General features: G+C 72.4%; 20 protein-coding genes. 9 read left to right on the forward strand and 11 right to left on the reverse strand.

What is annotated here, in order from left to right; all coding sequences use genetic code 11:
- The first annotated feature begins 141 nt into the window (after nt 1–141).
- Nucleotides 142–717, forward strand: a complete 576-nt coding sequence (locus AB0E24_RS32035; RefSeq protein WP_359382238.1) for an HhH-GPD-type base excision DNA repair protein — start codon at nt 142–144, stop codon at nt 715–717.
- Between the two features lie 2 nt (nt 718–719).
- Here the strand turns inward: AB0E24_RS32035 and AB0E24_RS32040 are convergent, their stop codons facing one another.
- Nucleotides 720–1688: an alpha/beta hydrolase gene (locus AB0E24_RS32040; protein ID WP_359382241.1), complete on the reverse strand. Its 969-nt coding sequence runs from the start codon at nt 1686–1688 to the stop codon at nt 720–722.
- Nucleotides 1689–2296: 608 nt separating this feature from the next.
- Here AB0E24_RS32040 and AB0E24_RS32045 point away from each other — a divergent pair.
- Together AB0E24_RS32045 and AB0E24_RS32050 are read left to right on the forward strand one after the other, a co-directional pair.
- Nucleotides 2297–4075, forward strand: coding sequence for an ABC transporter ATP-binding protein (locus tag AB0E24_RS32045; RefSeq protein WP_359382244.1), 1779 nt, complete (start codon nt 2297–2299; stop codon nt 4073–4075).
- Nucleotides 4072–5922: an ABC transporter ATP-binding protein gene (locus AB0E24_RS32050; protein ID WP_359382247.1), complete on the forward strand. Its 1851-nt coding sequence runs from the start codon at nt 4072–4074 to the stop codon at nt 5920–5922. The genes AB0E24_RS32045 and AB0E24_RS32050 overlap by 4 nt, the downstream gene beginning before the upstream one ends.
- 137 nt (nt 5923–6059) lie before the next feature.
- On the opposite strand, the gene AB0E24_RS32055 is transcribed toward AB0E24_RS32050, so the two are convergent.
- Genes AB0E24_RS32055 through AB0E24_RS32065 form a run of 3 tightly spaced genes read right to left on the reverse strand, consistent with a single transcriptional unit; the run spans nt 6060 to nt 9674 of the window.
- Complete coding sequence (locus tag AB0E24_RS32055; protein WP_069867285.1) at nt 6060–6836, reverse strand: DeoR/GlpR family DNA-binding transcription regulator; 777 nt, start codon at nt 6834–6836, stop codon at nt 6060–6062.
- 31 nt (nt 6837–6867) lie between these two features.
- Nucleotides 6868–7887 carry a 4-hydroxythreonine-4-phosphate dehydrogenase PdxA gene (gene pdxA, locus AB0E24_RS32060; RefSeq protein ID WP_079259851.1) on the reverse strand — a complete coding sequence of 340 codons (1020 nt, stop codon included), beginning with the start codon at nt 7885–7887 and terminating at the stop codon, nt 6868–6870.
- Nucleotides 7884–9674 carry a four-carbon acid sugar kinase family protein gene (locus AB0E24_RS32065; RefSeq protein WP_359382407.1) on the reverse strand — a complete coding sequence of 597 codons (1791 nt, stop codon included), beginning with the start codon at nt 9672–9674 and terminating at the stop codon, nt 7884–7886. Before AB0E24_RS32065 ends, pdxA begins: the two co-directional genes overlap by 4 nt.
- A gap of 378 nt (nt 9675–10052) precedes the next feature.
- On the opposite strand from AB0E24_RS32065, the gene AB0E24_RS32070 reads away from it, so the two are divergent.
- From AB0E24_RS32070 to AB0E24_RS32080, 3 genes are all read left to right on the forward strand, one after another.
- Nucleotides 10053–11072 carry an aldo/keto reductase gene (locus tag AB0E24_RS32070; protein WP_359382251.1) on the forward strand — a complete coding sequence of 340 codons (1020 nt, stop codon included), beginning with the start codon at nt 10053–10055 and terminating at the stop codon, nt 11070–11072.
- Nucleotides 11073–11643: 571 nt separating this feature from the next.
- Complete coding sequence (locus tag AB0E24_RS32075) at nt 11644–12849, forward strand: sialidase family protein (protein WP_359382253.1); 1206 nt, start codon at nt 11644–11646, stop codon at nt 12847–12849.
- Nucleotides 12842–13525 carry an SDR family NAD(P)-dependent oxidoreductase gene (locus AB0E24_RS32080; protein WP_102936651.1) on the forward strand — a complete coding sequence of 228 codons (684 nt, stop codon included), beginning with the start codon at nt 12842–12844 and terminating at the stop codon, nt 13523–13525. Before AB0E24_RS32075 ends, AB0E24_RS32080 begins: the two co-directional genes overlap by 8 nt.
- Before the next feature lie 118 nt (nt 13526–13643).
- Here the strand turns inward: AB0E24_RS32080 and AB0E24_RS32085 are convergent, their stop codons facing one another.
- Entirely contained in the window at nt 13644–14285 is a 642-nt protein-coding gene (locus tag AB0E24_RS32085) for a ScbR family autoregulator-binding transcription factor (RefSeq protein ID WP_069867280.1), read from the reverse strand.
- Between the two features lie 108 nt (nt 14286–14393).
- Here AB0E24_RS32085 and AB0E24_RS32090 point away from each other — a divergent pair, with 108 nt between their 5' ends.
- Nucleotides 14394–15329 carry a ScbA/BarX family gamma-butyrolactone biosynthesis protein gene (locus AB0E24_RS32090; RefSeq protein WP_069867279.1) on the forward strand — a complete coding sequence of 312 codons (936 nt, stop codon included), beginning with the start codon at nt 14394–14396 and terminating at the stop codon, nt 15327–15329.
- 288 nt (nt 15330–15617) lie between these two features.
- The gene (locus AB0E24_RS32095) at nt 15618–16295 is read left to right on the forward strand and encodes an HAD family hydrolase (protein WP_069867278.1); all 678 of its coding nucleotides are present in this window, start codon (nt 15618–15620) and stop codon (nt 16293–16295) included.
- A 43-nt stretch (nt 16296–16338) separates the two neighbouring features.
- On the opposite strand, the gene AB0E24_RS32100 is transcribed toward AB0E24_RS32095, so the two are convergent.
- From AB0E24_RS32100 to AB0E24_RS32115, 4 genes are all read right to left on the reverse strand, one after another.
- Nucleotides 16339–16863 carry a hypothetical protein gene (locus AB0E24_RS32100; protein ID WP_359382258.1) on the reverse strand — a complete coding sequence of 175 codons (525 nt, stop codon included), beginning with the start codon at nt 16861–16863 and terminating at the stop codon, nt 16339–16341.
- Between the two features lie 91 nt (nt 16864–16954).
- Entirely contained in the window at nt 16955–17929 is a 975-nt protein-coding gene (locus AB0E24_RS32105) for an SCO0930 family lipoprotein (RefSeq protein ID WP_359382260.1), read from the reverse strand.
- Between the two features lie 210 nt (nt 17930–18139).
- Nucleotides 18140–19654 carry an NADH-quinone oxidoreductase subunit NuoF family protein gene (locus AB0E24_RS32110; RefSeq protein WP_069867543.1) on the reverse strand — a complete coding sequence of 505 codons (1515 nt, stop codon included), beginning with the start codon at nt 19652–19654 and terminating at the stop codon, nt 18140–18142.
- On the reverse strand, nt 19651–20376 hold the full coding sequence (locus tag AB0E24_RS32115; protein ID WP_231981183.1) for a ferric reductase-like transmembrane domain-containing protein: 726 nt from the start codon (nt 20374–20376) through the stop codon (nt 19651–19653). The genes AB0E24_RS32110 and AB0E24_RS32115 overlap by 4 nt, the downstream gene beginning before the upstream one ends.
- Before the next feature lie 518 nt (nt 20377–20894).
- On the opposite strand from AB0E24_RS32115, the gene AB0E24_RS32120 reads away from it, so the two are divergent.
- Nucleotides 20895–22073 carry a PucR family transcriptional regulator gene (locus tag AB0E24_RS32120; protein WP_359382263.1) on the forward strand — a complete coding sequence of 393 codons (1179 nt, stop codon included), beginning with the start codon at nt 20895–20897 and terminating at the stop codon, nt 22071–22073.
- A 120-nt stretch (nt 22074–22193) separates the two neighbouring features.
- On the opposite strand, the gene AB0E24_RS32125 is transcribed toward AB0E24_RS32120, so the two are convergent.
- Both AB0E24_RS32125 and AB0E24_RS32130 read right to left on the reverse strand, forming a co-directional pair.
- Entirely contained in the window at nt 22194–23132 is a 939-nt protein-coding gene (locus AB0E24_RS32125; protein WP_359382266.1) for an RNA polymerase sigma factor, read from the reverse strand.
- Complete coding sequence (locus AB0E24_RS32130) at nt 23132–24625, reverse strand: DUF1996 domain-containing protein (protein ID WP_174883073.1); 1494 nt, start codon at nt 24623–24625, stop codon at nt 23132–23134. Before AB0E24_RS32130 ends, AB0E24_RS32125 begins: the two co-directional genes overlap by 1 nt.
- Nucleotides 24626–24645 lie beyond the last annotated feature (20 nt).

Consider the following 24645-nt stretch of genomic DNA (forward strand, 5'->3'; position numbering starts at 1 on the left):
CGATGTCACGGCGGTCGCCACCAGATTCGCATGAGCCCCAACCACTCGCAATTCGGCCGAATTGGTGATGGTGTGAACCTCTTTGGGTGGTATGCGTGTTATTCCTGATTCGTCCTGGTCATGGCGGGGTATGGACCGAGGATGAACGCACGCCTTCGTCTCGCCCAGCAGCCCGAGGCGGACGCCTTGCTCGAGCGCGATCCCCTGGCGCTGATGATCGGGATGCTGCTCGATCAGCAGGTGCCCATGGAGTGGGCGTTCTCCGGTCCGTACACCATCGCCCGGCGCCTGGGCAGGGACGGTCTTGACGCCCAGGAGATCGCAGCCCAGGACCCCGAGCGGTTCGCCGCGCTGCTGTCGGAGAAGCCCGCCGTGCATCGCTACCCGGGTTCGATGGCGGGGCGCATCCAGCAGCTGTGCCGGTATCTGGTCGAGCACTACGACGGCGACCCGACCGCCCTGTGGCGCGAGGTCTCCTCCGGTCAGGAGCTGCTCCGGCGGCTGCACGAGCTGCCGGGCTTCGGCAAGCAGAAGGCGCAGATCTTCCTCGCGCTGCTGGGCAAGCGGATGGGGGTGCGGCCGGAGGGCTGGCGCGAGGCCGCCGGGGCCTACGGCGAGCAGGACGCGTATCGCTCGGTGGCCGACATCACCGGACCCGAGTCGCTGGAGAAGGTCCGCGCCCACAAGCAGCAGCTCAAGCGGCAGGCCCGAAAATAAGCTCAGTTGGTGCGCAGTGCGTCCCGCAGGGTGCCCACGGCCAGGGCGAGCGCCGCCCGCGCGGCCCGGGTGTCGCGGAGCGCGTCGAGCATCAGGAAGTCATGGATGATCCCCTGCATCCGCACCGCGGTGACCGGCACCCCGGCGTCCCGCAGCTTGGCCGCGTACGCCTCGCCCTCGTCGCGCAGCACATCCGCCTCGCCGGTGATCACGAGGGCGGGCGGCAGCCCGGCGAGCAGTTCGGGGGCGGCGCGCAGCGGTGAGGCGGTGACCTCGGAGCGCTGCGCCGGGTCGGTGGTGTACTGGTCCCAGAACCACCTCATCGCCTCGCGGGTGAGGGAGTAGCCCTCGGCGAACTGCTCGTAGGAGCCGGTGTCGAAGGCGGCGTCGGTCGCCGGGTAGAAGAGCACCTGCTGCACCAGCGGCAGATCGCCGCGCTCCTTGGCGAGCAGGGTGAGGGCGATGGCGATGTTGCCGCCCACCGAGTCCCCGGTCACCGCGATCCGGGCGGCGTCCAGCCCCGCGCCCTCGCCGTGCGCCACGATCCACTGGCCGACGGCGTAGCTCTGCTCGAGCGCCACCGGGTAGTGGGCCTCGGGGGAGAGGTCGTACTCGGGGAAGACCACCGCGGCGCCCACCCGGACCGCCAGCTCCCGGACCAGCCGGTCATGGGTGTGGGCGTTGCCGTACACCCAGCCCGCGCCGTGGATGTAGAGGATCGCCGGAAGGGTGCCGACGGCCTTCGGAGGGCGGACGATCCGCGCCCTGAGGCCGCCCGCCGGGATTCCGCCGACGTCGATCCACTCCTCGTCCACCTCCGGTTTGGGCATCTCGCCGGACTGCGCCTCGTCCAGCGCGCGACGGCCCTCGGCGGGCGTCATCTGGTACGGATACGGCGGCTTGGCGGCGGCTTCGGCGAACGCCGCGGCGGCGGGTTCGAGGACGGGGCGGGCCGGAGCGGTGGTGGCCATCTGGTTCTCCTTTGCCGGTCCGGTTCCCGTCCGACGATCTCACCCCGGCCGCCGCGGCACCCATCGCTGTTACGCCACCCGGGCGCCCATCGGGCCCCGGTTTCCCGCCGACGGCGTCAGGTCAGCGGACCCGGTGCCGGGGAGGGGTCGGGGACCGGATCCGGGCCCGGCGGCCTGGGCACCGGGTCGGGGGACGGTTCCGGTGTGGGGCCGGGGGTGGGGTTCGGCGGCGGCTCGGGCGGCGGCGTGGGAATCGGGTCGGGCGGCGGACCCGGAGGCGGTCCGGGCACGGGGCCCGGTGCGGGACCCGGTTCGGGGCCGCCAGGACCGGGCGACGGGGTCGGGGACGGCGGCCCGGGTTCTCGCTGCGTCGGGTGGATGGGGGTCGGGTCGGTCTGCCGTGCCACGGTGTCCTCCAAAGCTCTTCGGCAGGTGGCCACGTCACTTCCGGGGGCGGGTGCCCCGGTCCCCTGGGACATACGCATGGTCTCGGCGCCGAACGCGAGGGCGGGCCGAACGCGGAATCGGCGCCGAACGCGGGGCAGCGGGGAGGGCGGGCGATAATTCCTCCACCCGGCGGAAGCGGCGTGGCTAGCATCGCCGTCGCCATGCGACGTTTTCCTGATCCGGATCCCGGAAATCCAGACCATCGCTCACCGACATCCTATCTGTTATGGCTTGCCGCTTATCAGCGCAATGCACTATTCGCCGGTGCCCTCTATGGAATTGTCCATGTGGTGGCCCAGGCCCTGGTGCCCGCCGCCGTCGGCAAGGCCATCGACACCGGAATCATCGCCCGTGACCAGCGGGCACTGCTGCTGTGGGGCGGTGCGGTGGTGGTTCTCGGGGTGGTTCAGGCCACCGCCGGAATTCTGCGGGACCGCGCCGCGCTCACCACCCGGCTGGGTGCCTCCTACCGCACCGCACAACACATCGCCCGGCAAGCCGCCCGGCTGGGGGCGGCCTTGCCGAAACGAGTGGCCAAAGGCGAGATCGTAAATGCCGGGGTGGTCGATATCGGACGGCTCGGCGACGCCCTGGCCGAAACCGCCCGGGGCAGCGGTGCCATTGTCGCCATCGCCGTGGTGGCGGCCATCCTGCTGCACACCTCCTGGCAGCTCGGCCTGGTGGTACTGCTCGGGGTGCCGCTGATGGTGGGGGTGGTGTCCCTGCTGCTCCGCCCGCTGCACCGGCGCCAGCAGCGGCTGCGCGAGCAGCAGGCCGAGCTGACCGGCCGTGCCGTCGACATCGTCAGCGGGCTGCGGGTGCTGCGCGGCATCGGCGGCGAGGAGGTCTTCGCCGACCGCTATCGCGCCGACTCCCAGCGGGTGCGTGCCGCGGGGGTGGCGGTGGCCCGGGTGGAGGCGCTGCTCGACGGTGCCAAGGTGCTGCTGCCGGGGCTGCTGACCACCGTCGTCGTCTGGCTGGGCGCGCACTACGTGGCCACCGGACGGATGGGCGCGGGACAGCTCGTGGCCTTCTACGGCTACGCCGTCTTCCTGGTCGATCCGCTGCGGCGGCTCACCAACGCGGCCGGCCGGCTGACCCAGGGGCATGTCGCCGCGCGCCGTATCACGGCGTTCCTCGCGCTGCGGCCCGAGTTCGCCCCGAGCGCCGTCGCTCCCGCTCCGTACCAGGGCCCCGCCCCGCTCACCGACCCCGCCTCCGGGCTGACCGTGGCACCGGGGAGGTTCACCGCCGTGGCCTGTGCGTCCCCCGCCGACGCGGCGACCCTCGCGGCGCGGCTGGGCCGCTACACCGACTCCGCCGTCACCCTCGGGGACACCCCGCTCGCCGATCTGCCCCCGGACGAGATACGCCGCCGCATCCTCGTGGGCGACAACGACGACCGCCTCTTCGCCGGTCCGCTGCGTGAGGAGCTCCGCGGCCGGGGAAGCGATGCCGAGGTGGGCGGTCGGGGGCGCGACGTCGCGCTGGATGGCCGGGGGTGCGGCGTCGGGCTGGTTGGTCGGGGCAGTGACGCCGCGCTGGAGCGGGCCGTTGACGCCGCTTGTGCGCGGGACATCGTGGAGGCGCTCCCGGACGGGCTCGACGACCTCGTCGAGGAGTCCGGGCGCAACTTCTCCGGCGGTCAGCAGCAGCGGCTGCGCCTGGTGCGGGCGCTCATGGCCGACCCGGAGGTGCTGATCCTCATCGAGCCCACCAGCGCCGTCGACGCCCACACCGAGGCCCGTATCGCCCACGGGGTGGGAGAGCTGCGCGCGGGGCGGACCACGTTGGTGTTCACCACCAGCCCCGTGGTGCTCGACCGGGCGGACCACGTCGTCTACGTACAGGGCGCGAAGGCCGTCGCCCAGGGCTCGCACGGCGATCTGCTCACCGATGTCCGCTACCGATCCGTCGTGGCACGGGAGGAGACCGAATGAGCACCCACACTTCGCTGCCCGTCGCCCCGGCGCGTGACACCCGCGCCTACGCCCGGCGGCTGGCGCTGCGCCATCCGCGCGAGCTCACCGCCGTGCTCGCCCTCTACGCACTCGCCGCGGGCTGTGGGCTGGTGGGCCCCCGGCTGCTGGGCGATCTGGTGGAGGACACCCGTGACGGAGGCGGCGACGGAGGCGGCGCCATCGCCCGTACGGCGTTGCTGATCTGCGTGTTCGTCATCGTCCAGGCGCTGCTGACGCATGCGGCGACGTACGCCTCGGCGCGGCTGGGCGAGAAGGTCCTGGCCGAGCTGCGCGAGCGGTTCGTGGGCGATGTGCTGGCCCTGCCGCTCGCCACCGTCGAACGAGCTGGCGCGGGCGATCTGGTCACCCGCACCATCCGCGACGTGGAGGTGCTCGCGGGCTGTGTGCGCCGCGCGGTCCCCGCCACCATGACCGCCCTGGTCACCATCGCCGTCACCTTCGGCGCCCTGTTCGTGGTGGGCCCGCTGCTGGCCTTCCCCTGCCTGATCGCGGTCCCGGTGCTGTGGGCCGCGAGCCGGTGGTTCTTCGGCCGGTCGCGCGAGGCGTTCCTGCGGCAGAGCGCGTCCTACGCGCGCATCACCGAGAGCCTCACCGAGACGGTCGAGGGGGCCCGTACCGTCGAGGCGCTGCGCCTGGCCCCTCGGCGCGCGGAGCGCACCGACCGGGACATCGCCGGGTCCTACGCGGCCGAGCGCCACACCATCGGACTGCTCACGGTCTTTCTGCCGATCGTCGACACCGCCTATGTGCTGCCGGTGGCCGCGACCTTGGTGCTCGGTGGGCTCTTCGCGCTGCACGGCATGGTCTCGCTCGCCGCCGTCACCGCGGCCACCCTCTACGTCCAGCAGCTGCTGGGCCCGGTCGACACGGTGCTGTACTGCCTCGGCGACCTCCAGGCCGGTGCCGCCTCACTGGCCCGGCTGCGGGGCGTCCACCGCGCGCCCGCGTCCGGCGCCCCCGCGCCCGGCGCCGACGCATCCGGCACCGACGCCTCCGCCGTGGCCGCGGCCCGGCACCGGGGCCTGGCGCTGCGCGGAGTGCGCTACGCCTACCGGGACGACAGGGATGTGCTGCGCGGGATCGACCTGGAGATCGAGCCGGGGGAGCGGCTGGCGGTCGTCGGGCCGTCGGGCGCGGGCAAGTCCACTCTCGGCCGGCTGCTCGCCGGGATCCACGCACCGCGCACCGGCTCGGTGACCGTCGGCGGGGTGCCGCTCGCCGAGCTCTCCCCGGACCGGCTGCGCGGCCAGGTGGCCCTGGTGACCCAGGAGACATACGTCTTCGCCGGAACGCTCCGGGAGAATCTGCTCATCGCCGCGCCCGGACGCGTGCCCGGACCCGGACCTGGACGCGGGCTCGGACCCGGAGCCGGACGCGGACCCGGGCCCGGGGTCGCCGACGCCGAGCTGGAGCGGGCGCTGGAGGCGGTCGGGGCCCGGGAGTGGGCGTTGGAGCTGGGGCTGGACGCACGGGTGGGGGCGGGCGGCGCGGCCCTCGCACCGGACCGGGTCCAGCAACTCTCCCTCGCCCGGCTGGTCCTGGCCGATCCGCACACCCTGGTGCTGGACGAGGCCACCTCGCTGCTCGATCCGCGCGCCGCCCGCCGTCTGGAGCGCTCCCTCGCCGCCCTGCTCGAGGGGCGTACCGTCATCGCGATCGCCCACCGGCTGCACACCGCGCATGACGCCGACCGGGTGGCGGTGATGGAGAACGGGCGGATCACCGAACTCGGCCCGCACGATGAGCTGGTGGCGCGCGGGGGCGCGTACGCGGCGCTCTGGGAGTCCTGGCACGGCCGTACGTGAGCGGTGCGGGGCATACGTAGGACGGGCGCGGGGGCGGGGGTACGCATGACCGGTGCGGGGCGTAGGCGTGATGGGTGCGCGGTTCGCGCAGGACGGGCCACCGGCCGTCGCCGCGGCTGGTCGTCGCGGGGCGGGCGTCACGCCTCCTCGACGACCGTGACCTCCACCCCCTGGGCGCGCAGGGCCCGGATCTCGTGCGGGTCGGCGCCCGCGTCGGTCACCAGCGTCCAGCCGGGCGGCAGCCGTACCCAGGTGTGGAAGGGGCGGCGGCCGATCTTCGCCGAGTGGGCCAGTACGTACACCGCCTCCGCCCGGCGGGCCATCAGCTCCTTCAGCCGGGTCTGGCGCAGATCCGCCTCGCAGATGCCGTGTTCGGCCGTCACCCCGTCGGCGCCCAGGAAGACCCGGTCGAAGGTCATGCGCTCCAGGGCGGCCTCGGCGAGCGGGCCGAGGAAGCTCTGGCTCAGCGGCCGCAGCGTACCGCCGAGACACTCCACCTGCACGGTCTCCACATCGGCGAGCTCCTGGAGCGCGGTGAGTCCGGTCGTGGCCACCGTGAGCCCCTCGGCGGTGCGCAGCTCATGGGCGAGGGCGCCGACGGTCGACCCGGCGTCCAGCAGCACCGTCTCCCCGGTGCGGATCGCCGACGCCGCCCAGCACGCGATGGCCCGCTTGGCCTCGAACGCCTCGCCGGTGCGCTGGCGCAGCGATGCCTCCGGGTGGGCCACCAGTGCCATCGCCCCGCCGTACGTCCGCGCCAGCCGACCGTCCGCGGTGAGCTGGGCGAGGTCGCGGCGGATGGTGGAGGCAGTGACGCCGAAGGTGCGGGACAGCTCCTCCACGCTGGCCAGACCCGTGGTCGTGGCGAGGTGGACGATCTGGTCGCGCCGCGCCCGTGCTCCGTTCAACGGCATATCTCTCGCGTTCCTCACCATGGGCTGGGCGTCAGCGGGCGGGGGACGGCGACATCTCGGCCGCCTGCCGCAGCGCCTCGATCATGCTACCGGCGTCGGCCGTGCCCGTACCGGCGATGTCGAAGGCGGTGCCGTGGTCCACGGAGGTGCGGATCACGGGCAGACCGACGGTCAGATTGACCCCGGCCTCCAGGCCCAGCACCTTGACCGGGCCATGCCCCTGGTCGTGGTACATCGCCACGATCAGGTCGTAGTCGCCGCGCCCGGCCAGGAAGAACGCGGTGTCGGCGGGGAGCGGGCCGCGGGCGTCGATGCCGTCGGCGCGCAGCACCTCCAGCGCGGGCACGATCTTCTCCTCCTCCTCGCCGTAGCCGAACAGGCCGTTCTCCCCCGCGTGCGGATTGATCCCGCACACCCCGATCACCGGTTCGGGGGTGCCCGCGCGGACCATCGCCTCGTGGCCGCGGCGCACGGTGCGCTCGACCAGACCGGGCTCGATCCTCCGCACCGCGTCGATGAGCCCGATGTGGGTGGTGACGTGGATGACCTTCACCGTGGGGGTGGCCAGCATCATCGATACCTCCTCGACCCCGGTGAGCTCGGCCAGCAATTCGGTGTGGCCGGGGAAGAGATGGCCGCCCGCGTGCAGCGCCTTCTTGTTCAGCGGCGCGGTGCAGATGCCCTGCACCTCACGGTTCATGGCGAGTTCGGCGGCGGTCCGTATGTACTGGTAGGCCGCGTCCCCGGCCACGGGGGAGAGCTCGCCCCAGGGCAGATCGGCGGGGAGTAGCCCGAGGTCGACGACGTTGATCCGGCCCGGGGTGAACGCCGCCTCCGCGGGCGTGGCCACGGTGACGATCTCGCATGCGAGGTCGCGCAGCCGGGCGGCCTGCCGCAGTCGCTCCGCGTCCCCGATGACCACCGGCCGGCAGCGCCGCAGAGTGTCCGGGTCGAGCAGCGCGGGGACGACCACCTCGGGTCCGATGCCGGCGCCGTCGCCCATGGTCACCGCGATGAGCGGAAGCGTGGCGGGATCGGTGGAGGAGTTCATGGGGTGACCTTCCATTCGGTCGAGTGGGGGCGCAGCGCCTGGACGATCTGGCGCAGGGAATCGGGATCGCCGAAGCTGCCCGGTCGGGTCACGACGGATCGCCCGTCGGGGGTGGCGAGATGGACGGCGCCGTGGTGCACCTGGCCGACCGGGTCGAGCTCGGCCACCGCCAGGGCGTCCAGTACGCGGCGTGCCGTTTCACCGCCGGTCAGCACGAGATCCACGGCGCCGTGGTGTGCGGCGACGGCGTCGCCGATGACGCGGGCGAGCCCCAGCACCAGCCGCCGCCCGGAGACGGCCCCCGGCTGCTTGCCCGTCTGGCCGTCTGGCCGGTCGGGCCCGGTGCGGTCGGCCGTGTCGACGGGCGGTGACGCTGGGGTGGGTGGGGTGTCGGGTGTGGGGCGGAGTGTGGGGCTGGGGGCCGGTTTGGGTGCCGGGCCGGAGATGGCCCCCGGCTGTTTGCCCGTCTGGCCGTCTGGCCGGTTCGGTTCCGTGTGGTCGGCCGTGTCGATGGACGGTGACGCTGGGGTGGGTGGGGTGCCGGGTGCCGGATTGGGTGCCGGGCCGGGGGCGGCGGCCGGTGTGACGGTCTCGGGCGCCGGACGGGGGGAGGGGAGGGGCGCCGTGTCCGTGGCCACGGCCCCGTGGGGCGGCGCCGGATCCGGGGCCCCGGACGGGGCGCCGAGGGAGACGACCGTGACCGGGGCGGTCAGCGGGGGCAGCCGCACCGGGGCCCCGCCCGACAGCAGCCCCGCGAGCGGGAGTTGATGGTGGACGGCGCCGTCCTCGACCAGGCGCCGCACCTGTTCGGCGGCGGCCGGTTCGGCCGTACCGACCACGACCAGCACGGGCCTCCCGGCGCTCGCGGGGGACGCGGCCGCCCTGGCTGCTCCCACCGCCATATCGGCGGGTGGGGCGGCCACTGCCATCTCGGCGGGTGGAGCGGCCGGAGCCGCGTCGGCAGCCGGAGCACCCCGCTTCCCGGTGGCGGCCGGAGCTGCCCCGGCCCCGATCGCATTCAGGGTCGTTCTCAGATGGCGGCCGAGGGCCAGGGCCAGGCCGCCCGAGCCGACCAGCCGCATTCGGGGGCCCTCGGCGAGCGCCGCTTCGACGACCGCGTCGAGATCGGCGTCCGTCTCCGCGTCGCAGATCGCCACCCGTCCGGCCGCCGCGGCCGTGCGCAGCGCGGTCAGCAGGGTGCGGCGGGAGGCCCGTACGGTCGTCAGGGGGACCAGCACGGTCGGCAGGCCGCCGAGCGCGTGGGCCACCGAGGCGGGCGGGAGCAGGGTTTCGGCGCGCCATGCGTCGCTCTCGTGGAGCGCCACTCCGCCGAGGTGGACGACGCCCGAGCGCACCACGCGCCCGGCGATCGGCAGCGCGGGGGCGAGCACCACACCGGCCCCGCCCTCGGCGAGTGCGGCGATCTCGGCGGCGACATTGCCCCGCAGCAGCGAGTCGATTTTCTTCAGTACCAGGGTGTCCAGGGCATCTGGAGCATTCTCGTCCGGCGAGGACAGCCGCAGCGCCTCGCGGACCGCCTCGGCCGCCTCGGTGGCCGGGCGATAGCGGGAGTCGAGGTCCAGGACGGTCGCCTCGCCGGGGTGGCGGGGGTGTAGAGCCCTCGCCACCCTGCCGTTCACCGCACCGGTCGTCCCGGCGTTCACCGCACCGGGCCTGCCTATCAGCAGCACCCGACTGCGTGTTGTGCGCGAATGAAGCGCCGCCGCCACTTCCGCGGCGCCTGACAGGTCATCCGCGATGGCCAACAGCCTCCGGCTGGCCGCCATGTCCACCGGTACCTCCTCGAATGACCATGACCGGCGGAGCGACGCGCTGCTGGCGACATCGTCTCCGTGGTCCCGATGATGACATACTTTGCGCGAAGTGCGCGAGAGCTATTGCGTAAAGCGCGCAGTCATGTCACGGTGACCGTCGCGACACTTTGACCCGTACGGTCGTCATCCGGGCGCCGCACGGGTCGAGCGAGTGGAGCGAGTCGAGCGAACCGGTCGCTCGCCTCAGAACTGCCGAGAGGTCAACGCTGACCCGTACCCCCTACGTTCCGGCTCTCCCGTGTCCACGATCGCGACCGACCGGGAACCACGGGAACGGGAACTATGGGAACCACAGGACCCACGGGAACCACAGGAACCAGGAGCAACGCAGTGAACGCGCATGCGCAGACCCACACCACCGCCCACGCGTCGCCCGGCGGGGTCGCCCTCCCCGGAACCCCGGTGCCGCTCTCGCGGCTGGTGCTTGGCACCATGACCTTCGGTGACACGGTGGACCGCGCGGGCGCCGCCACGATGCTGGACACCGCGCTGGACGCCGGGGTGACGGGCGTGGACACCGCCAACGCCTACGCGGGCGGCACCACCGAGACGATCCTGGCCGAGCTGCTGCCCGGCCGCCGCGACCGGATCGTGCTCGCCACCAAGGCCGGTATGCCGCACCCGGACGCCGGTGACCACTCACCGCTGTCCGCGCGCGGAATGCGCGCGGCCCTCGAAGGCAGCCTGCGCCGTCTGGGCACCGACCATGTCGACCTGTTCTATCTCCACCAGCCCGACCGCTCCACGCCGCTGGAGGAGACGCTGGGCACGGTCGCCGAGTTCCTCGCCGAGGGCAAGATCCGCGCGCTCGGCGTCTCCAACTACGCCGCCTGGCAGATCGCCGAGATCACCCACACCGCCGAGCGGGTCGGCGCCCCGCGCCCGGTGGTGGCCCAGCAGCTCTACAACCTGCTGGCGCGGCGGATCGAGGAGGAATACCGGGAGTACGCGGCCACCAGTGGACTGCGCACCATGGTCTACAACCCGCTCGGCGGCGGGCTGCTGACGGGGCGTCATACGTTTGAGGAGCGGCCGGAGTCGGGCCGCTTCGGCGACTCCCGGGTGGCCGCCATGTACCGGGAGCGCTACTGGGACGCTGGGCTCTTCGAGGCCGTACGCGACCTGGGCCGGATCGCGGACGAGGCGTCCATCCCGCTGACGGACCTCTCGCTGCGCTGGCTGCTGTTCCGCGACGGAGTGGACGCCCTCCTGCTGGGCGGCTCCCGGATCGAGCACCTCCGGTCCAACCTGGACGCGGCCACGGCGGGGCCGCTTCCGGATGATGTGGTGGCGGCGTGTGACGAGGTGGGGGCGCGGTTGCGTGGGCCGATGCCCGCGTACAACCGGTAGGCCCGTGGTTTTCCCCACCCCGCCCCTTCCCGAACCCAGGGGCTCCGCCCCTGGACCCCGAACGCCCCTCGGGCCCGGTTCCTGGGCGGCAGCGCCCCGCCCCGCCCCGCGTGGGTGCGACCGCGGCGCCTCGCTTCGCCGCCGTGGCCGCAGCGTGTTGCTGTGGGAGGGCCCTTCCCGAACCAGGGGTTGTGCCCTTGGGCCCCGGACGCCCCTCGGGCCTGGTTCCCGGGCGGCGGCGCCCCGCCCCGCCTCCGTGTCGTGCGGCGTGGCCGCAGGGTGTTGCCGTGGGAGGGCCCCCGATGGCCCCGGACTCCGTCGGGCGGCGTCTCTCCTCGGGGGGCGCCCGCTGCGCCCGGGACGCCTGTCAGGCGCGTCCTCCCGGGCCGGGGGTCCGGTTGGTATCGGGGCCCGTGGCTCGGCCGCGGGTCGGGGCCGGGGGAAGGCCACTTCCCGGCCCGGTCGATATGCGGCTCCCGCCCCCGGACACCCGGAGCCGCCCCTCGGGCGCGTCCTTGGGGCCGTCCGTACACATTCCCGTATCACCGCAACCCTGAGGAGCCCGGCGACCATGACCGCCGACCATGACACCGCTCTGCCGCCGACCGACGGACGGCTCCGGGTGCGCCCCGGTGACCCGGCGTGCCAGGAGGCGTTTCTGCCCGCGCCCGCCGTGCAGAACCATGCCGCCAATCTCACCGTGCTGCCCGGAGGGGATCTCGGCTGTGTGTGGTTCGGCGGCACCCAGGAGGGCGTACCGGACATCTCCGTGTGGTTCTCCCGGCTCGCCCCGGGCTCCGGCGCCTGGACGGAGCCGGTCCGGCTCTCCGGCGACGCCACCCGCTCGGAGCAGAACCCGTTGCTGTTCCCCACCCCGGCCGGTGAGCTGTGGTTGCTCTACACCGCGCAGCGGGCGGGTGACCAGGACACGGCGGAGGTGCGGCTGCGGGTGTCCGCCGACGCGGGCGCCACCTGGGACGCGCCGCGTACGCTCTTCCCGGCCACCGAGGCGGGTGGGGTGTTCATCCGTCAGCCGGTGGCCGTTCTGGACTCCGGGCGGTGGCTGCTGCCGGTGTTCCACTGTGTGGCCACCCCCGGGGCCAAATGGGCCGGAGACCATGACACCAGCGCGGTGATGATCAGCGACGACCAGGGGCGGACCTGGCGTGAGCGGCCCGTGCCGGGCTCGACCGGCTGTGTGCACATGAACGTCCACCAACTGCCGGACACCACCCTGCTGGCCCTCTTCCGCAGCCGCTGGGCGGACGCGGTGTACCGCTCGCACAGCACCGACGGCGGGGAGACCTGGAGCGAGCCGGTCCGCACCGAACTGCCCAACAACAACTCCTCCGTGCAGTACGTCCCGCTGGCCGACGGCCGGCTCGCGCTGGTCTACAACCACAGCAGCCGGGCGGACGCCACGGCCCGCCGCGTCTCCCTCTACGACGAGATCGACGACGCGGGGCACACCGCTCGGGCCCCCGCCCCGGCCACCGCGCGGGACGCCTCGGCGCCCGGCGCCTTCTGGGGCGCACCCCGCGCCCCGATGACCCTCGCGCTGTCCTCCGACAACGGCCTGACCTGGCCCGTACGGCGCGATCTGGACACCGGCGACGGCCACTGCCTGACCAACAACTCACGCGACCGGCTCAACCGCGAGCTGTCCTACCCCACCATCCGGCAGGGCCCCGACGGCACCCTGCACATCGCGTACACCTACCACCGCCAGGCCATCAAATACGTCCGCGTCGCACCGGATTGGGCGGCCGATGGCTGAGCCCCGCCACGCCGTGGTCACCGGTGTCAGCTCGGGTATCGGCGCCGCCATCGCCACCCGGCTGCTGGCCGAGGGGTGGCGGATCACCGGGCTGAGCCGTACGGCCCCCGCGCACACGGTCGCGGGGTCGCACTGGATCCCGGCCGATCTGTCCCGGCCGGAGACCCTCCCCGAGCTGCTCGCCCCGGTGTCCGGGGTGGACGCGATCGTGCACGCGGCGGGCGTTCAGCGCTCGGCGCGGCTGGGGGAGCTCGAGCCCGAGGACGGGGCTCTGATGTGGCGGATCCATGTGCAGGCGGCGGGCGTCCTGGTGGACACGCTGGTGGACCGGATCGCGGACGGCGGCCGGGTGGTGCTGGTGGGCAGCCGGACGATGACCGGCGTCCCGGGCAAGAGCCAGTACGCCGCCACCAAGGCGGCGCTGCCCGCCCTGGCCCGGTCCTGGGCGGCCGAGCTCGCGCCCCGCGCGGTCACGGTGAACGTGGTGGCGCCGGGGCCGACGGACACCCCCATGCTGCGCGACCCCGGCCGTAGCCGCACCCCGCCGGTGCTGCCACCGCTGGGCCGGCTGGTGCGCCCGGAGGAGGTGGCGGGGCTGACGTCGTTCCTGCTGGGCCCGGAGGGCGGCGCGGTCACCGGCCAGACACTGGTGATGTGCGCGGGCGCCTCGCTCTGACGGGACCGGGGGTGGCCGCAGGGGGCCGGGCGTGGCCGCGGGCGCCTCGCTCTGACCGGGCCGGGGGAGCCGCCGGGGGCCCTTCACTCCGACGTGGCAGGGCGTGGACGCAGGCGCCTTATTCCGGCGCGGGTGGGGAGTCGGCGCGGGCGAGCGCCAGCAGCCCCGCCGGATCCCCGGGCCGGGCCTGGAGCGAGGGCAGCAGCAGGGTCCACAGATCGGCCAGGCGGTCCTCGACCAGCCGCCGCCCGTCCAGGGCCTCGGAGACGGTGTGCAGCCCGAAGAAGGCACAGACCACGGTCCGGGCGGCGGGCAGCGGATCGACATGCGGGGCCAGATCGCCCTCGGCCCCCGCCTTCTCCATCATCTGGCCCACGGCGTCGATCCACCCCACGAACGGCGGTGGCATGGGCGCCTCGATCAGGGTGCGCTCGGCCCACAGCCGGGCTCCGGCGCGGACCACGATGTCGTCGCGGAAGGCGCGGGCCACCGCGAAGCTGAGCCGCACCAGTTGCTCCAGCGGAGGCGAGTCGAGGGCGGTGTAGCGCTCGATCAGCGGGGGCCAAGAGGCGAAGTGCTCCTCCACCACGGCCAGCGCGAGCCTTTCCTTGCTCGTGTAATGGAAATAGATCGCGCCGCTGGTGTGGCCGGACCTGGACGTGATGTCGCTGATGCTCGTTCCGGCGTATCCCCGTTCGTCGAAAAGGAATGCGGCGGCCTCCAGAAGGGATCGGCGTGTTTGTTCGGCCCGTTCTTGCACGTGTTCGCCGTCCTTACACCAGCACATCGGATGTGACGGGGAGAACTTAGCGGACTTTCGGCCAGTGATGGTGATGAGGCGAGACAGGTCAAACATTATTAGTATTTTATGGTGATCGTTCGTGAGGCTCATGGCCTTTCGGAGCCGTCCGGTCCCGCCGGGCGGCCGCTCAGCTGGTCCCGCACGGTGGCGCGGGAGGCGGTGCACCGGGTCTCGGTGGCCGAGGTGCTGCTCACCGATGTGCGTACGCACGGTGACAATCGATTCGAGGCCGCGGCCCAGTGGCCGAGGTCCCATCCCACCTTCCCGCACGGCGGGGACGGCCGTCACCATCCGCTGATGATCGCGGAAACCCTGCGCGAACTGGGGATCTACATCCCCACGCGGTACTACGCGGTGCCCGCGGGGGCGCATTTCCTGATCCGGGACATCTCCTACCGGCTGGACCCCGAGACCGAGCCCCGGGCGCCGTACGGCGCCTCCGACATCACCTGCCGGGCCGCCGTCACCGACATCCGCACCAGCCCCTGCGGGCGTTTCGTCACCGGGATGCGGCTGGATGTCGTGCTGTCGGCGGGCGGCAAGCTCTTCGCCTGGGCCGGGGGCACCGCGCGCTTCCTCGACGGCACGACCTACGCGGAGACCCGGGCCGCCGCCCACGGACACACCGCGCGCCGTCGGCTGCGCGCCGCGGTGCGGCCCTCACCTGCGCAACTGGCCGTTCCCGCGGCCCGGGACGTCCTGGTGGTGCGGGACGGGGGAGTGGTCTATCTCGACCCCGCCGACCCCCGCCATCCGTTCTTCTTCGACCACTGGAGCGACCATATGCCGGGGCTGGTGCTGCTGGAGGGCGCCCGCCAGGCGGCGGCGCTGGCGACCGGCGGGACGCTGATCCGGCCCGTCGTCTGCCGGATGAAGGCGATCCGCTTCACCGAGTCGTATCCGCCGGCCGTGGTCGAGTGCACCTCCCACGGCAGAACGTGCGTCTTCCGGCTGCGCCAGGCCGGTATCTGCACTGCGGTCGGCGTGCTCCAGTACCTCTGAGCGACGAACGCGCCGTGCGAAGAACGCACCGTGCGACGAACTCTTTGGCGACGAACGGACTGAACGACGAACAAAACGCCGACACTCGGTGACCCCTTGCTTACTGCGGGTCATCAAACTAACGTAGTGATCGTTATGTTTCGGGCAGGCGATTCTCGCGGCCTGTACGACAACAGCGGTCGGCGCCCAGCGCCCTTCTGAGCCGCCAGGACATTTCCACTGCGCGGCCCCCGCAGGTACAGGCACACCCTGCGCCGATTCCTCCACCTCCCATGGAGCGGCAGACAGATGACAGCCGAAAAGTTTCTCGGATGGACCCCAGCCGCAATCGTCTTCGACTGCGACGGCACCCTGATGGATTCCGAACGACACTGGGAGGAGGCGCGTGAAGTGGTGCTCAGAAGCCATGGAACCGCCCCCGACGAGGAGTTCGCCCGGCGCACGAAGGGGCTCCACTACACCGAATGCGGCCGCATGCTGGCCGAATTCGCCGGGCGCCCCGAACTCGCCGAAGAAATGACCGAACAACTCCTGGACGCGTTCCGCCGGCTGGTGGCCGACGATCCGGTCACCATGCCGGGGGCGCCCCAACTGGTCGCGAAGGCCGCGACCTTCGCGCCGCTGGCCGTGGCCAGCAACTGCCCGCGGGACGTCGTCGAGGACGGGCTCGCCAAGGCCGGGCTGCTGCGCTACTTCGGCCATGTGCTGGTCCCCGAGGGGGAGGTGCGGCCCAAACCGTATCCCGATGTCTATCTGGAGGCCGCCCGGCTGTGCGGTGCGGCCCCCGCGGACGCCCTCGCCGTGGAGGACTCCCACTGCGGGTTTCTGTCCGCCTCGCGCGCCGGGCTGAGGGTGCTCGGCGTCGGGCCGCGCAAGCCGGTGGACGAGTCCCCGCCGGTCGATGTGTGGGTCTCCACCCTCGCCGACCCGGACCTGGTCAAGTGGGCGGACTCCCGGGCGGCCTGAGGGGCTGACCCGCGCACACCGCCTGGTCGGCGGGCGCCGCGCGTCACTTCTTCCCGTCGTGGCCGCCATGGCTCGCCGAGCCGTCCATGCCCTCCATGCCCTCCATTCCGTCCTTCTGCTTCTTCCCGCCGTGGGAGGCGCCGTGGGACATCCCCTTCTCGAGGGATCCGCCGATCTTCTCGCGCAGGGGCTCCAGCGAGTTCATGGACAGGCCGGTGACCGACCAGCGCTTGCCGACCAGGTACATCCCCCCGTAGTCCTTCGACGTCGTCAGCCAGTCGTGCTGGCCCTTGTCGGTGGCGAAGGTGACCATCGTGAACCGCTTCGCACCGGACCCGCAGGCGCCCTGGCGCAGCTCGTCCGCCTCGGTGATGACCGTGGCCTCGCAGCCGATGGCGTCGGCGAGCTTCGTCAGTGGCGCGGGCGTGCCGGGCTCGGCGAACTCCTTGGTGGCGGGGGATATCTTCTTCTGCTCATGTCTGGCGCCGTGTGCCTGGTCGTTTCCACCGCAGCCGGCCAGGAACAGCAAACCGGCGCAGACCGCGGTGGCACGGAGTGCGAGTGACACATCAACCTCCCGTAGAACGTCAGGCGGGGCGGTCCGGGCCCGGATGGCCTCGGACCACCCGCCGCGGTGGACCGTCAGTATGGTGTCCGCCCTACTGGCCCGCCTTCTTGCCCTTGTCGGTGACCGCGAACCAGGTGCCCTTCACGCCCTGGCCGTTGATGTCGCCGGGCTTCTTGTCCCCGGTGAAGGTGTACAGCAGCCAGCAGTCGAACGCGGCCTGCTTGGTGCCGTCGGGGCGCTTGAAGGAGGTGACCTTCGCCGCGTCGACCCCGGCGACCTTGGTGGTGTCCACGGCCTTGACGGGCTTCCAGGTGTCCAGGCAGGCACCGAGACAGCCGGTCTTCATCGGCCAGGCGCTGTCCTTGTTGAACCGGTAGACGGTCATACCGTCGCCATCCACGATGATCTTGCCGAGCTCGGCGTTGTTGTTGACCATCAGCTGGAGGCTGTCGTCCGTGGCCGCGGTCTTGCCGGCCGGCTTTCCGTCGGGCGCCAGCGCGTTCCAGGTGCCGCCCACACCCTGGCCCTTGGTGTCACCCGGCTTGTCGTCGCCCGCGAAGCGGTAGACCGGCCAGCCCGCCAGCGTCAGCTGCTTGGTGCCGTCGGAGCGGGTGACCGAGCCCAGCTTGGCGGAGTCGATACCGGTGGTGGCCGTGGCGTCGTCCGCGGGGACCGCGGGCCACTTGGTGGCGCAGTCGTCGTTGCAGTTGGACTTGGCCGGCTTGGGGGTGTCCTCGTCGAACCGGTAGAGCGTCCAGCCCTTGCTGTCGGTGATGAACTTGCCCAGCTTGGCGTCCTCCTTGACCGCCAGCTGCTTCGCCGGACCGGTCCGCTCGGCCGCGGCGCCCGCGGCCGCGCCCGTGTCGCCGCCCGCCTCGTACCCGCCGCCGGCGCCGGCCACCGCGCCCGCCGAGGCGGAGGCGCCCGCACCCACGGTCTGGCTGCCGCCCGCGGGCTGCACATTCGCGCTGCCCGCGGTGTTGTCCTTGCTGCTGCCGCACGCCGCCGTCAGCAGAACCATCGCTACCGACACCCCGGCGAATGCGATGTGACGCCGCTTCTCCATGACCATTCCTCTGCAATCTCGATCGGTCCGGCGGTGATTGCGCCGACGTCATGTGCATACGGAGCCCATGCGGACCGGCGTTCAGCGGCCTGCGAATTTGTCACCGGAGGCAAAAAACTCCGGATCGCTGAGCGCACAGCAGTCGGCGGCCGTTTCTCACGGCCGCCGCGGTGTCGGTGGTGCGGTGGTGCCAGATGGATCCGCCTCCGGCTACTCCTCGATGCGCAGCGCCAGGGCCGGGCAGCGGCGGACCGCGCGGACCGCCTGCGCCCGCAGCTGCCGGGGCACTTCCATCGAGGCCGAGGCCGGATAGCCGTCGATCCCGAGCGTCAGCACCTCGGGCGGCAGGATGTCCGCGCACAGCCCGTGGCCCTGGCACAGCGACCAGTCCACCAGGAGCTTCTCCATCGGCCCGCGCTGGGAGCGGTCGTCGCGCGCCGAGGGGTTCAGCGGGGCGGGCGGCAGGGCCAGTGGCAGCGCGTCCTCCGGCAGCGGCAGCACACCCATCGTGGGCCGTCCGCACCCGGCGCCGAGCGCATGTGCCTCGAACTCCTCGGGGAACGCCTCCAGCGCGGTGGTCACGAAACCGGCGGTGCCGTCGGGATGGCTGCACGCTCCGCGCTTCTTCACCGAGTTGACGTAGGCGCGCACATTGTCGATCGCGGCCTGGCCGCCGCCGCGCTCCACCTGGCCGATGGCGTCCGCGATCGCCGGCAGCCCGATGAAGCACGGCCCGCACTGACCGGCCGTCTCGGCGGCCAGCCAGCGCGCCACCCGTGCGGTCTCGCCGAGCGGGCAGGTGTTCTCGGGGATGGGCAGCACCGCCCCGGCGCCCAGCCGGGCGCCGTACTTCTTCATCGACTCGCGGGAGATCGTGGCCGCGTTGATGCTCCTGGGGTCCAGCCACTTGCCGTGGTAGCCGCCGACCAGCACCGCCTGGCCGGCGGTGAGGCCGCACAGCTCAAGGACGTAGGTCAGCGGCACCCCGGTGGGCGTCTCCATCACGTACTTTCCACCGACCGTCAGCAGCGTGGTGCCCGGTTCGGTGGGCAGCCCCACCGAGCGGTACGGCAGGGCGCCCATCCGCGCGGCCACCGCGAGCTGGGCGAAGGTCTCGGTGTTGGACAGCAGGGTGGGCAGCCCGCTGAGCCCGCTGTCACTGGTCCGGATCTTCCGGCCGTTGGGGATGGCCGGGGCGCCGCTGATGCCGTTGATGACCGCGCCGCCCTCACCGGCGACGAACCGGTCCGGGGTGCGGCTCACCCGCACCGGGACCCCGCTGGGGCCGCGCTCGGCGATCGCGGCGGCCAGGGACTCCTCGACATCCGGGCGGTGCACCGCGATGGCGACCTCCTCGGCGCCGATCGCCTCGGCGGCCAGAACGGCGCCGTCGATCACCAGATGCGGGGTGTGCAGCAGCAGCGCGGTGTCCTTGAGACAACTGGGCTCGCCCTCGCTGCCGTTGACCACCACGGCACAGCGGCCCTCGCGCCGGCCGGCCGACTCCACCACGGCCTGGACCTTCTTGGCGAAGGGGAAACCGGCGCCACCGCGCCCGCGCAGATCGATGTTCTCCGCGAGCGCCACGAGCTCGTCCGCCCGGAGGGCCGGCATGGTGCCATGGACGGTCAGATGGCCGACGCGGTCGAGCCGGTACACCTCGTCGAGCCCGGCCAGCAGCCGGGGCGGATCGACACAGGCGAGCCTGGGTTTGGTCGTGATCACCGGTCCCACCCGCGAGAGGCACCGAGCGGCTGACTGTCACGCGGGCCGGGCTCGGCCGCACGCTGGCGCGGCACGGTGGGATCGGCCCGCCGGGTCCGGCCCTCCTGCATGCTGCGGGCGGGCGGGTTCCTGACCTCGATGCCGTCCGCCCGGTCGATGTCCTGGCGCCGCCGCTGGACCAGACGCAGCCACAGCGCGATGGCCACACCGGCGAGCGCCGCGATGTAGCCGTAGGTGGCCCAGATCTTGGCGGCGCGGCCCGCCTTGAGACCGTGGATCAGCGCGGCGCACCACGCGGGGTAGGCGCCCACATGCAGCGCCCGCCACCAGCGGTACCGCCAGCGGGAGTTGCCCGCCGAGGCGAACGAGCTGCGCACGGCGCCGGTCACCGCGGCGATCACGAAGAGATAGCCGGCGATGGTGCCGAGCCCGATGAGCACCGGCTGATTTGCGTCCGCGAACGGTAGTACGGCGGACGCGGCGTTGGTGTGGCTCTCCGCGACCTTGACCCAGATGTGAACGGCCAGGAACAGCAACCCGGCGACCGCGGCCGCCCGGTGGATCGCCTGGGCCATCAGCCGCTGCCTGGTGTGCAGGATCATCTGGTCGGTCGCGGCGAGCCCCCACAGCACCGCCGAGGTGAGACAGACCAGTGCGAGCACACCCGCGCCGAAGTCGAGGAACGCGAAGGTCTTGGAGAACGCGCCGGCGTCCCAGGCCACGTACAGGGACAGTGCGGCGGAGCCGGCGATGGCGTAGATCCGGAGGTTGCGTGGCCCTCCGATCCCGGATGGAGCACGCTGCTGGGTACGGCGAGCGGCTCGTCGTCCGCCACGAGCTCGGCGTCCCCCGTGGCGCCCCTGTGAAGAGGGGAGCGGCGTTTGGGACATGGACATTGGAGCCTCCCGATCGCGCGGATTCGCGCGGGTGACGAGATTCGTCAAAGTCGTCTTGGGGGCGCCAGCTTCTCGGAAGTACACCTGATCTCCATAAGATTTGTCGTAACGTGACAACTTCTAGTGGACACGCCGTGCCCAGACCGTCTCCGGCTGATCGACTGCCGTCTCAATGGCAAAGAACCGGCAAAGTGTCGGGACCGGGAGGGGGCGGAGTCCTCTATGACGTAGCGGAGGACCCTCGACTCCCTGACCGGTACTGGACGAACCGGCTCAAGGAGGCAACCTCCACGGACCTGACCGACCCCCCAACGGCCAGGTCTCCCCCCGGCAAGAACGAGGTAATGATGGGCGAACTCGTGAACCGCATCTGGTCCCGCCCCCGTGGCGAGTGGACCCGCATGCTGCGCAATGAACTCCCGTCCGTGGCCGACGACGTGGTTGAGAACCTTCGGCACAGAATTCCGGGATTCGCCGAACTCCTGGAGAACGCTGAGCGGGACAAGGTCCGATGGGGAGTCGAGCAGGCTCTCCTGACGGCCCTCGGCCACCGCAGGACGGGCGAGGACGGCGCGGTCGAGCCGGCCGCCTCCCCCGCCCACGGCGAGGAGACGCTGGCCGAGGTGCCGCCCGAGCGGGCCCGGCGCGATCTCTTCGAAGCCCTCATCGGCGACGTGGCGGTCTCCGAGCGCACCCTGGTGGAGCTCTCCCGGGCCGCCCGCTGGCCACTTCCCGAAACGGTGCAGGCCATCGCCCTGCCCACCCCGGGTGAGGCGCCCCAACTGGCCGCCGTGCTGGGAGACACCCTCATCGGCGCGGTCGGCGACGAGCTGTGCCTGCTGATCCCCGACCCGGACGCGGACCCGGGGCCCACCCCGGACACCGGCGCCGCCGCCACCCAGGAGGGCGACCGGGACCCGGAGCGGGAAACGGCCCCCGCCGAGCCCGGCACCCGGGCGGCGCTGGAGACCGCGCTGCGCGGCCGTACCGCAGCCGTGGGCCATGTGGTGCCGCTCAACGACGCGGCCTCCTCGGTGCGCTGGGCCCGGCGCCTGCTGACCCTGGCGCCCGCCCGTCCCGGCCTCGAGGCCCGGGTGCTCTTCGTCGACGACCACCTGTCGATGCTGCTGCTCCTCCAGGACGAGTCGCTGGTCAGGGCGCTGGCCTCGCGGTGGCTCAAGCCGCTGGTCGGGCTGACCCCCCGGCAGAGCGAGCGGCTCCAGATGACGTTGCTGGCCTGGCTGGAGGGCGGTGGCGCGCCCGAGGCGGCCAAGGCCCTCAAGGTGCATCCGCAGACCGTGCGATACCGGCTGCGCCAGATCGAGAAGCTCTTCGGGCCGGGCCTGCGGGACCCCCGAATACGCTTCGAGCTGGAGATGGCGCTGCGCGGCCGCAGGCTGATGGCGCAGATGGACCGGATCCGGCGGCAGGCGTCCCGGGTGGGCCGCAGGACCCGTACCGGTGCGCCCCCCGGCGTCCGGCCGCTGGGCATCGCCAGGGAGGCGCGCGTCAACGGACTCTGACGGGAGGGCCTGACCGGAGGACCTGACCGATCGACGACGAACCGCCGGCCGCGCTCACGCGGCCGGCGGTTCGTCGTCGTCCTGGGCCGATTCGGCCGCCTCAGGGTGAAGCGGGGCGGTTCAGCCTCTCGCCCCGGCGGGCGCCGCCATACGCGGGGTGTTGCGCATCGCGGCGTTCAGGCCGAGCAGTTCGCGGTAGGCGTGGGAGCAGAAGGCGCAGCCGGCCAGATGGCGCGCGAGCGCCCGGCCGCGCACCCCGCCACGGCGCACCGAGGCGCCGATCTGGCCGCTGTAGTGCCGGCACCGGTTGTCGTGCGCCGACTCCAGATGGGCCCGTAGATACGACCTCCGCAAGCCCTCCCGGGCGCGGAAGGCCAGCGAGGTCACCCCACTGGGGGAGATGTTCAGGACCATGGCCACCCGGTGCGGGGGCTCCTCCTCGACGAGGGTCAGCCACAGCACGATCTGCCAGCGCTCGGGGAGTCCGCGGAAGCTGCGGATGAGCAGCTGGCGGTCCTCCCGGGCCATCAGACGCTGCTGGGGGTCGGCGGTGACCGCGTGCTGCTGCCGCCATGCCTCGAAGTCGGCGGTGAGCAGCACCCTTCGCTCCCCGGCGCTCCATTCCATGGCCGTATGGCGCACCACGGTGAGCAGATACGGGCGCCAGGGGCCGCGGGGTCCGCCGCCGGCGCGAACGGCCTGGAAGGCGCGGAAGAACGCCTCGGAGGTCAGATCCTCGGCGTCATGGGGATCACGGCAGCAGGTCCTGGCGTAGCGAAGGGTCGCCGCGTGGTGGCGGCGGTAGAGCAGGTCACCCGCGGCCGGGCTGCTGCTGCCCGACCGGTAGCCCTCCGCCAACTGCCGGGTGAGCTCCTGGTCGGGGACGGTACGGACCGGTCGGCCGGTAGACGCCCGGCCCAGGAAACCCTCGGTGTCCGGATGCCCCGCCGCCGGCGGGTCGGTGGCCGCGTCGTCGTCCGCGGCCTCGTGTAAGTGGGGGGTGGCAGCGCGGCGCGCGCCGGCCTCACGGCCGGCGCGCGCCTGGTGATTCCGCTCCATCAGCCGCACTGCTTGCCGCTGTTGATGCAGTCCACCGCCTCGTTCATCAGGTCTTCCGACATCACGTTGATGAAGTCGTCGTGGTCGGTGATGGGCTTGTGCAACTGCTCGGGGAAGCCGTCCACGGCGAACGGGGTGTTGGCCGGCACATCGTAGGTGATGGTGTTCACCAGCTGGGGGATGGCCTTGAAGCCGTTCGGGCAGGAGCCGTCCTCGCCCGCGAAGGCCACGTGGTCACGGTGGTTCGCGCTGTCGATGTTCTGGCCGTCCCAGCAGCTCTGGAAGTCGAAGGTGCGGGTGACGGAGGAGCCCGCGGGGCAGAGCGGGTACTTGTCGGTCAGCTGCCGGTCCTCGAAGCCGGTGCAGCTCCAGGAGGCGTTGGCGTTGGCGTCGCCGTTGGTGAACGCCTTGGCGTCACCGGTGATGATCCGCAGGAACTTCGGCATCGCCGTGACCTTGTTCTGCGCGTTGCCCTTGAACTCGATCTTGGAGCTCTTGGGGGTCAGGATCGTGCCGACGTTGCCCTCCTGGCCGCCGCCGAGGTCGTTGGCGTCCGCCTCGTCCTTGCCGTCCTGGGCGCGGACCACGGGCCAGTAGTACGTCGACTTGTCGTCCTGGTTCTCGCAGGAGGTGCCGCCCTGCTCGAAGGTCTGGTTGTTGGCGAAGGCGTCGTTGCTGTCGTTGCCCACGTAGTCGTGTGTGTGGTGGGCGCCGTTGCCGACACCGGGCGCGACGATGACGTTGTCACTGTTGCGCAGCTCGGGGTCGCCGACACCGCACTCGGTGGTGAAGGTGCCGGTGGAGCCGTTCTCCTGGGCCTGCGGCGGCTGCTGGACGTTCGGCTGCACCGTGGTGATGTCCACGAAGTCGTCCTGCGCCGGGCCGTTGCCCGCCTGGCCGCCCGCGTTGCCGGGCACCTCGTTGGCGCCCTGCTGGTTGCCGCCTTCCTGGCCGCCGCCCTGCTGCTCGCCGCCTTGCTGTTCGCCGCCCTGCTGCTGACCGTCCTGCTGGCCGTCGCCCTGTTGCTGACCGCCCTGCTGCTGACCGTCACCGCCTGCCGTGCCGGCGTCCTGCCACTTGCAGTCGACCATCCCTTGCAGCTGGGAGTCGTCGCCGCCCATGGCCGAGCCGATGTTGCCCAGCGTCCGGGAGCGCTCGTCGTGGAGCTTGGAGAGCACCGCGTCGTTCGAACCCTGCTGCCGGTTCATCCGCTGGTACGCCTTGGCCACCTGGTTGTCCAGCTCGGCCAGGTTCTTGTCGACCTGGGGCCTGGCCCGGGACGGCACGTCGTTCAGCTTCTGGCCCACATCGGGGCACTGGATCGTCCCCGCCTTCGCGGCCACGGTGCGGTTCTGGTCCGAGCCGCTCCGGTCGCCGTGGGCGGACGCGTTGGCGGCGATGATCGCGGCCCCGCCACCGCCGAGCGCCAGCGCGGCGACGATGGCGACGGTTTTATTGGTGAACCGCCCGCGTTTGTGGGTCTGTTGCCTCATAAGATCACTTCACTTAGTCG

Source organism: Streptomyces malaysiensis subsp. malaysiensis (assembly GCF_040653035.1).
GTDB lineage: Bacteria > Actinomycetota > Actinomycetes > Streptomycetales > Streptomycetaceae > Streptomyces > Streptomyces malaysiensis.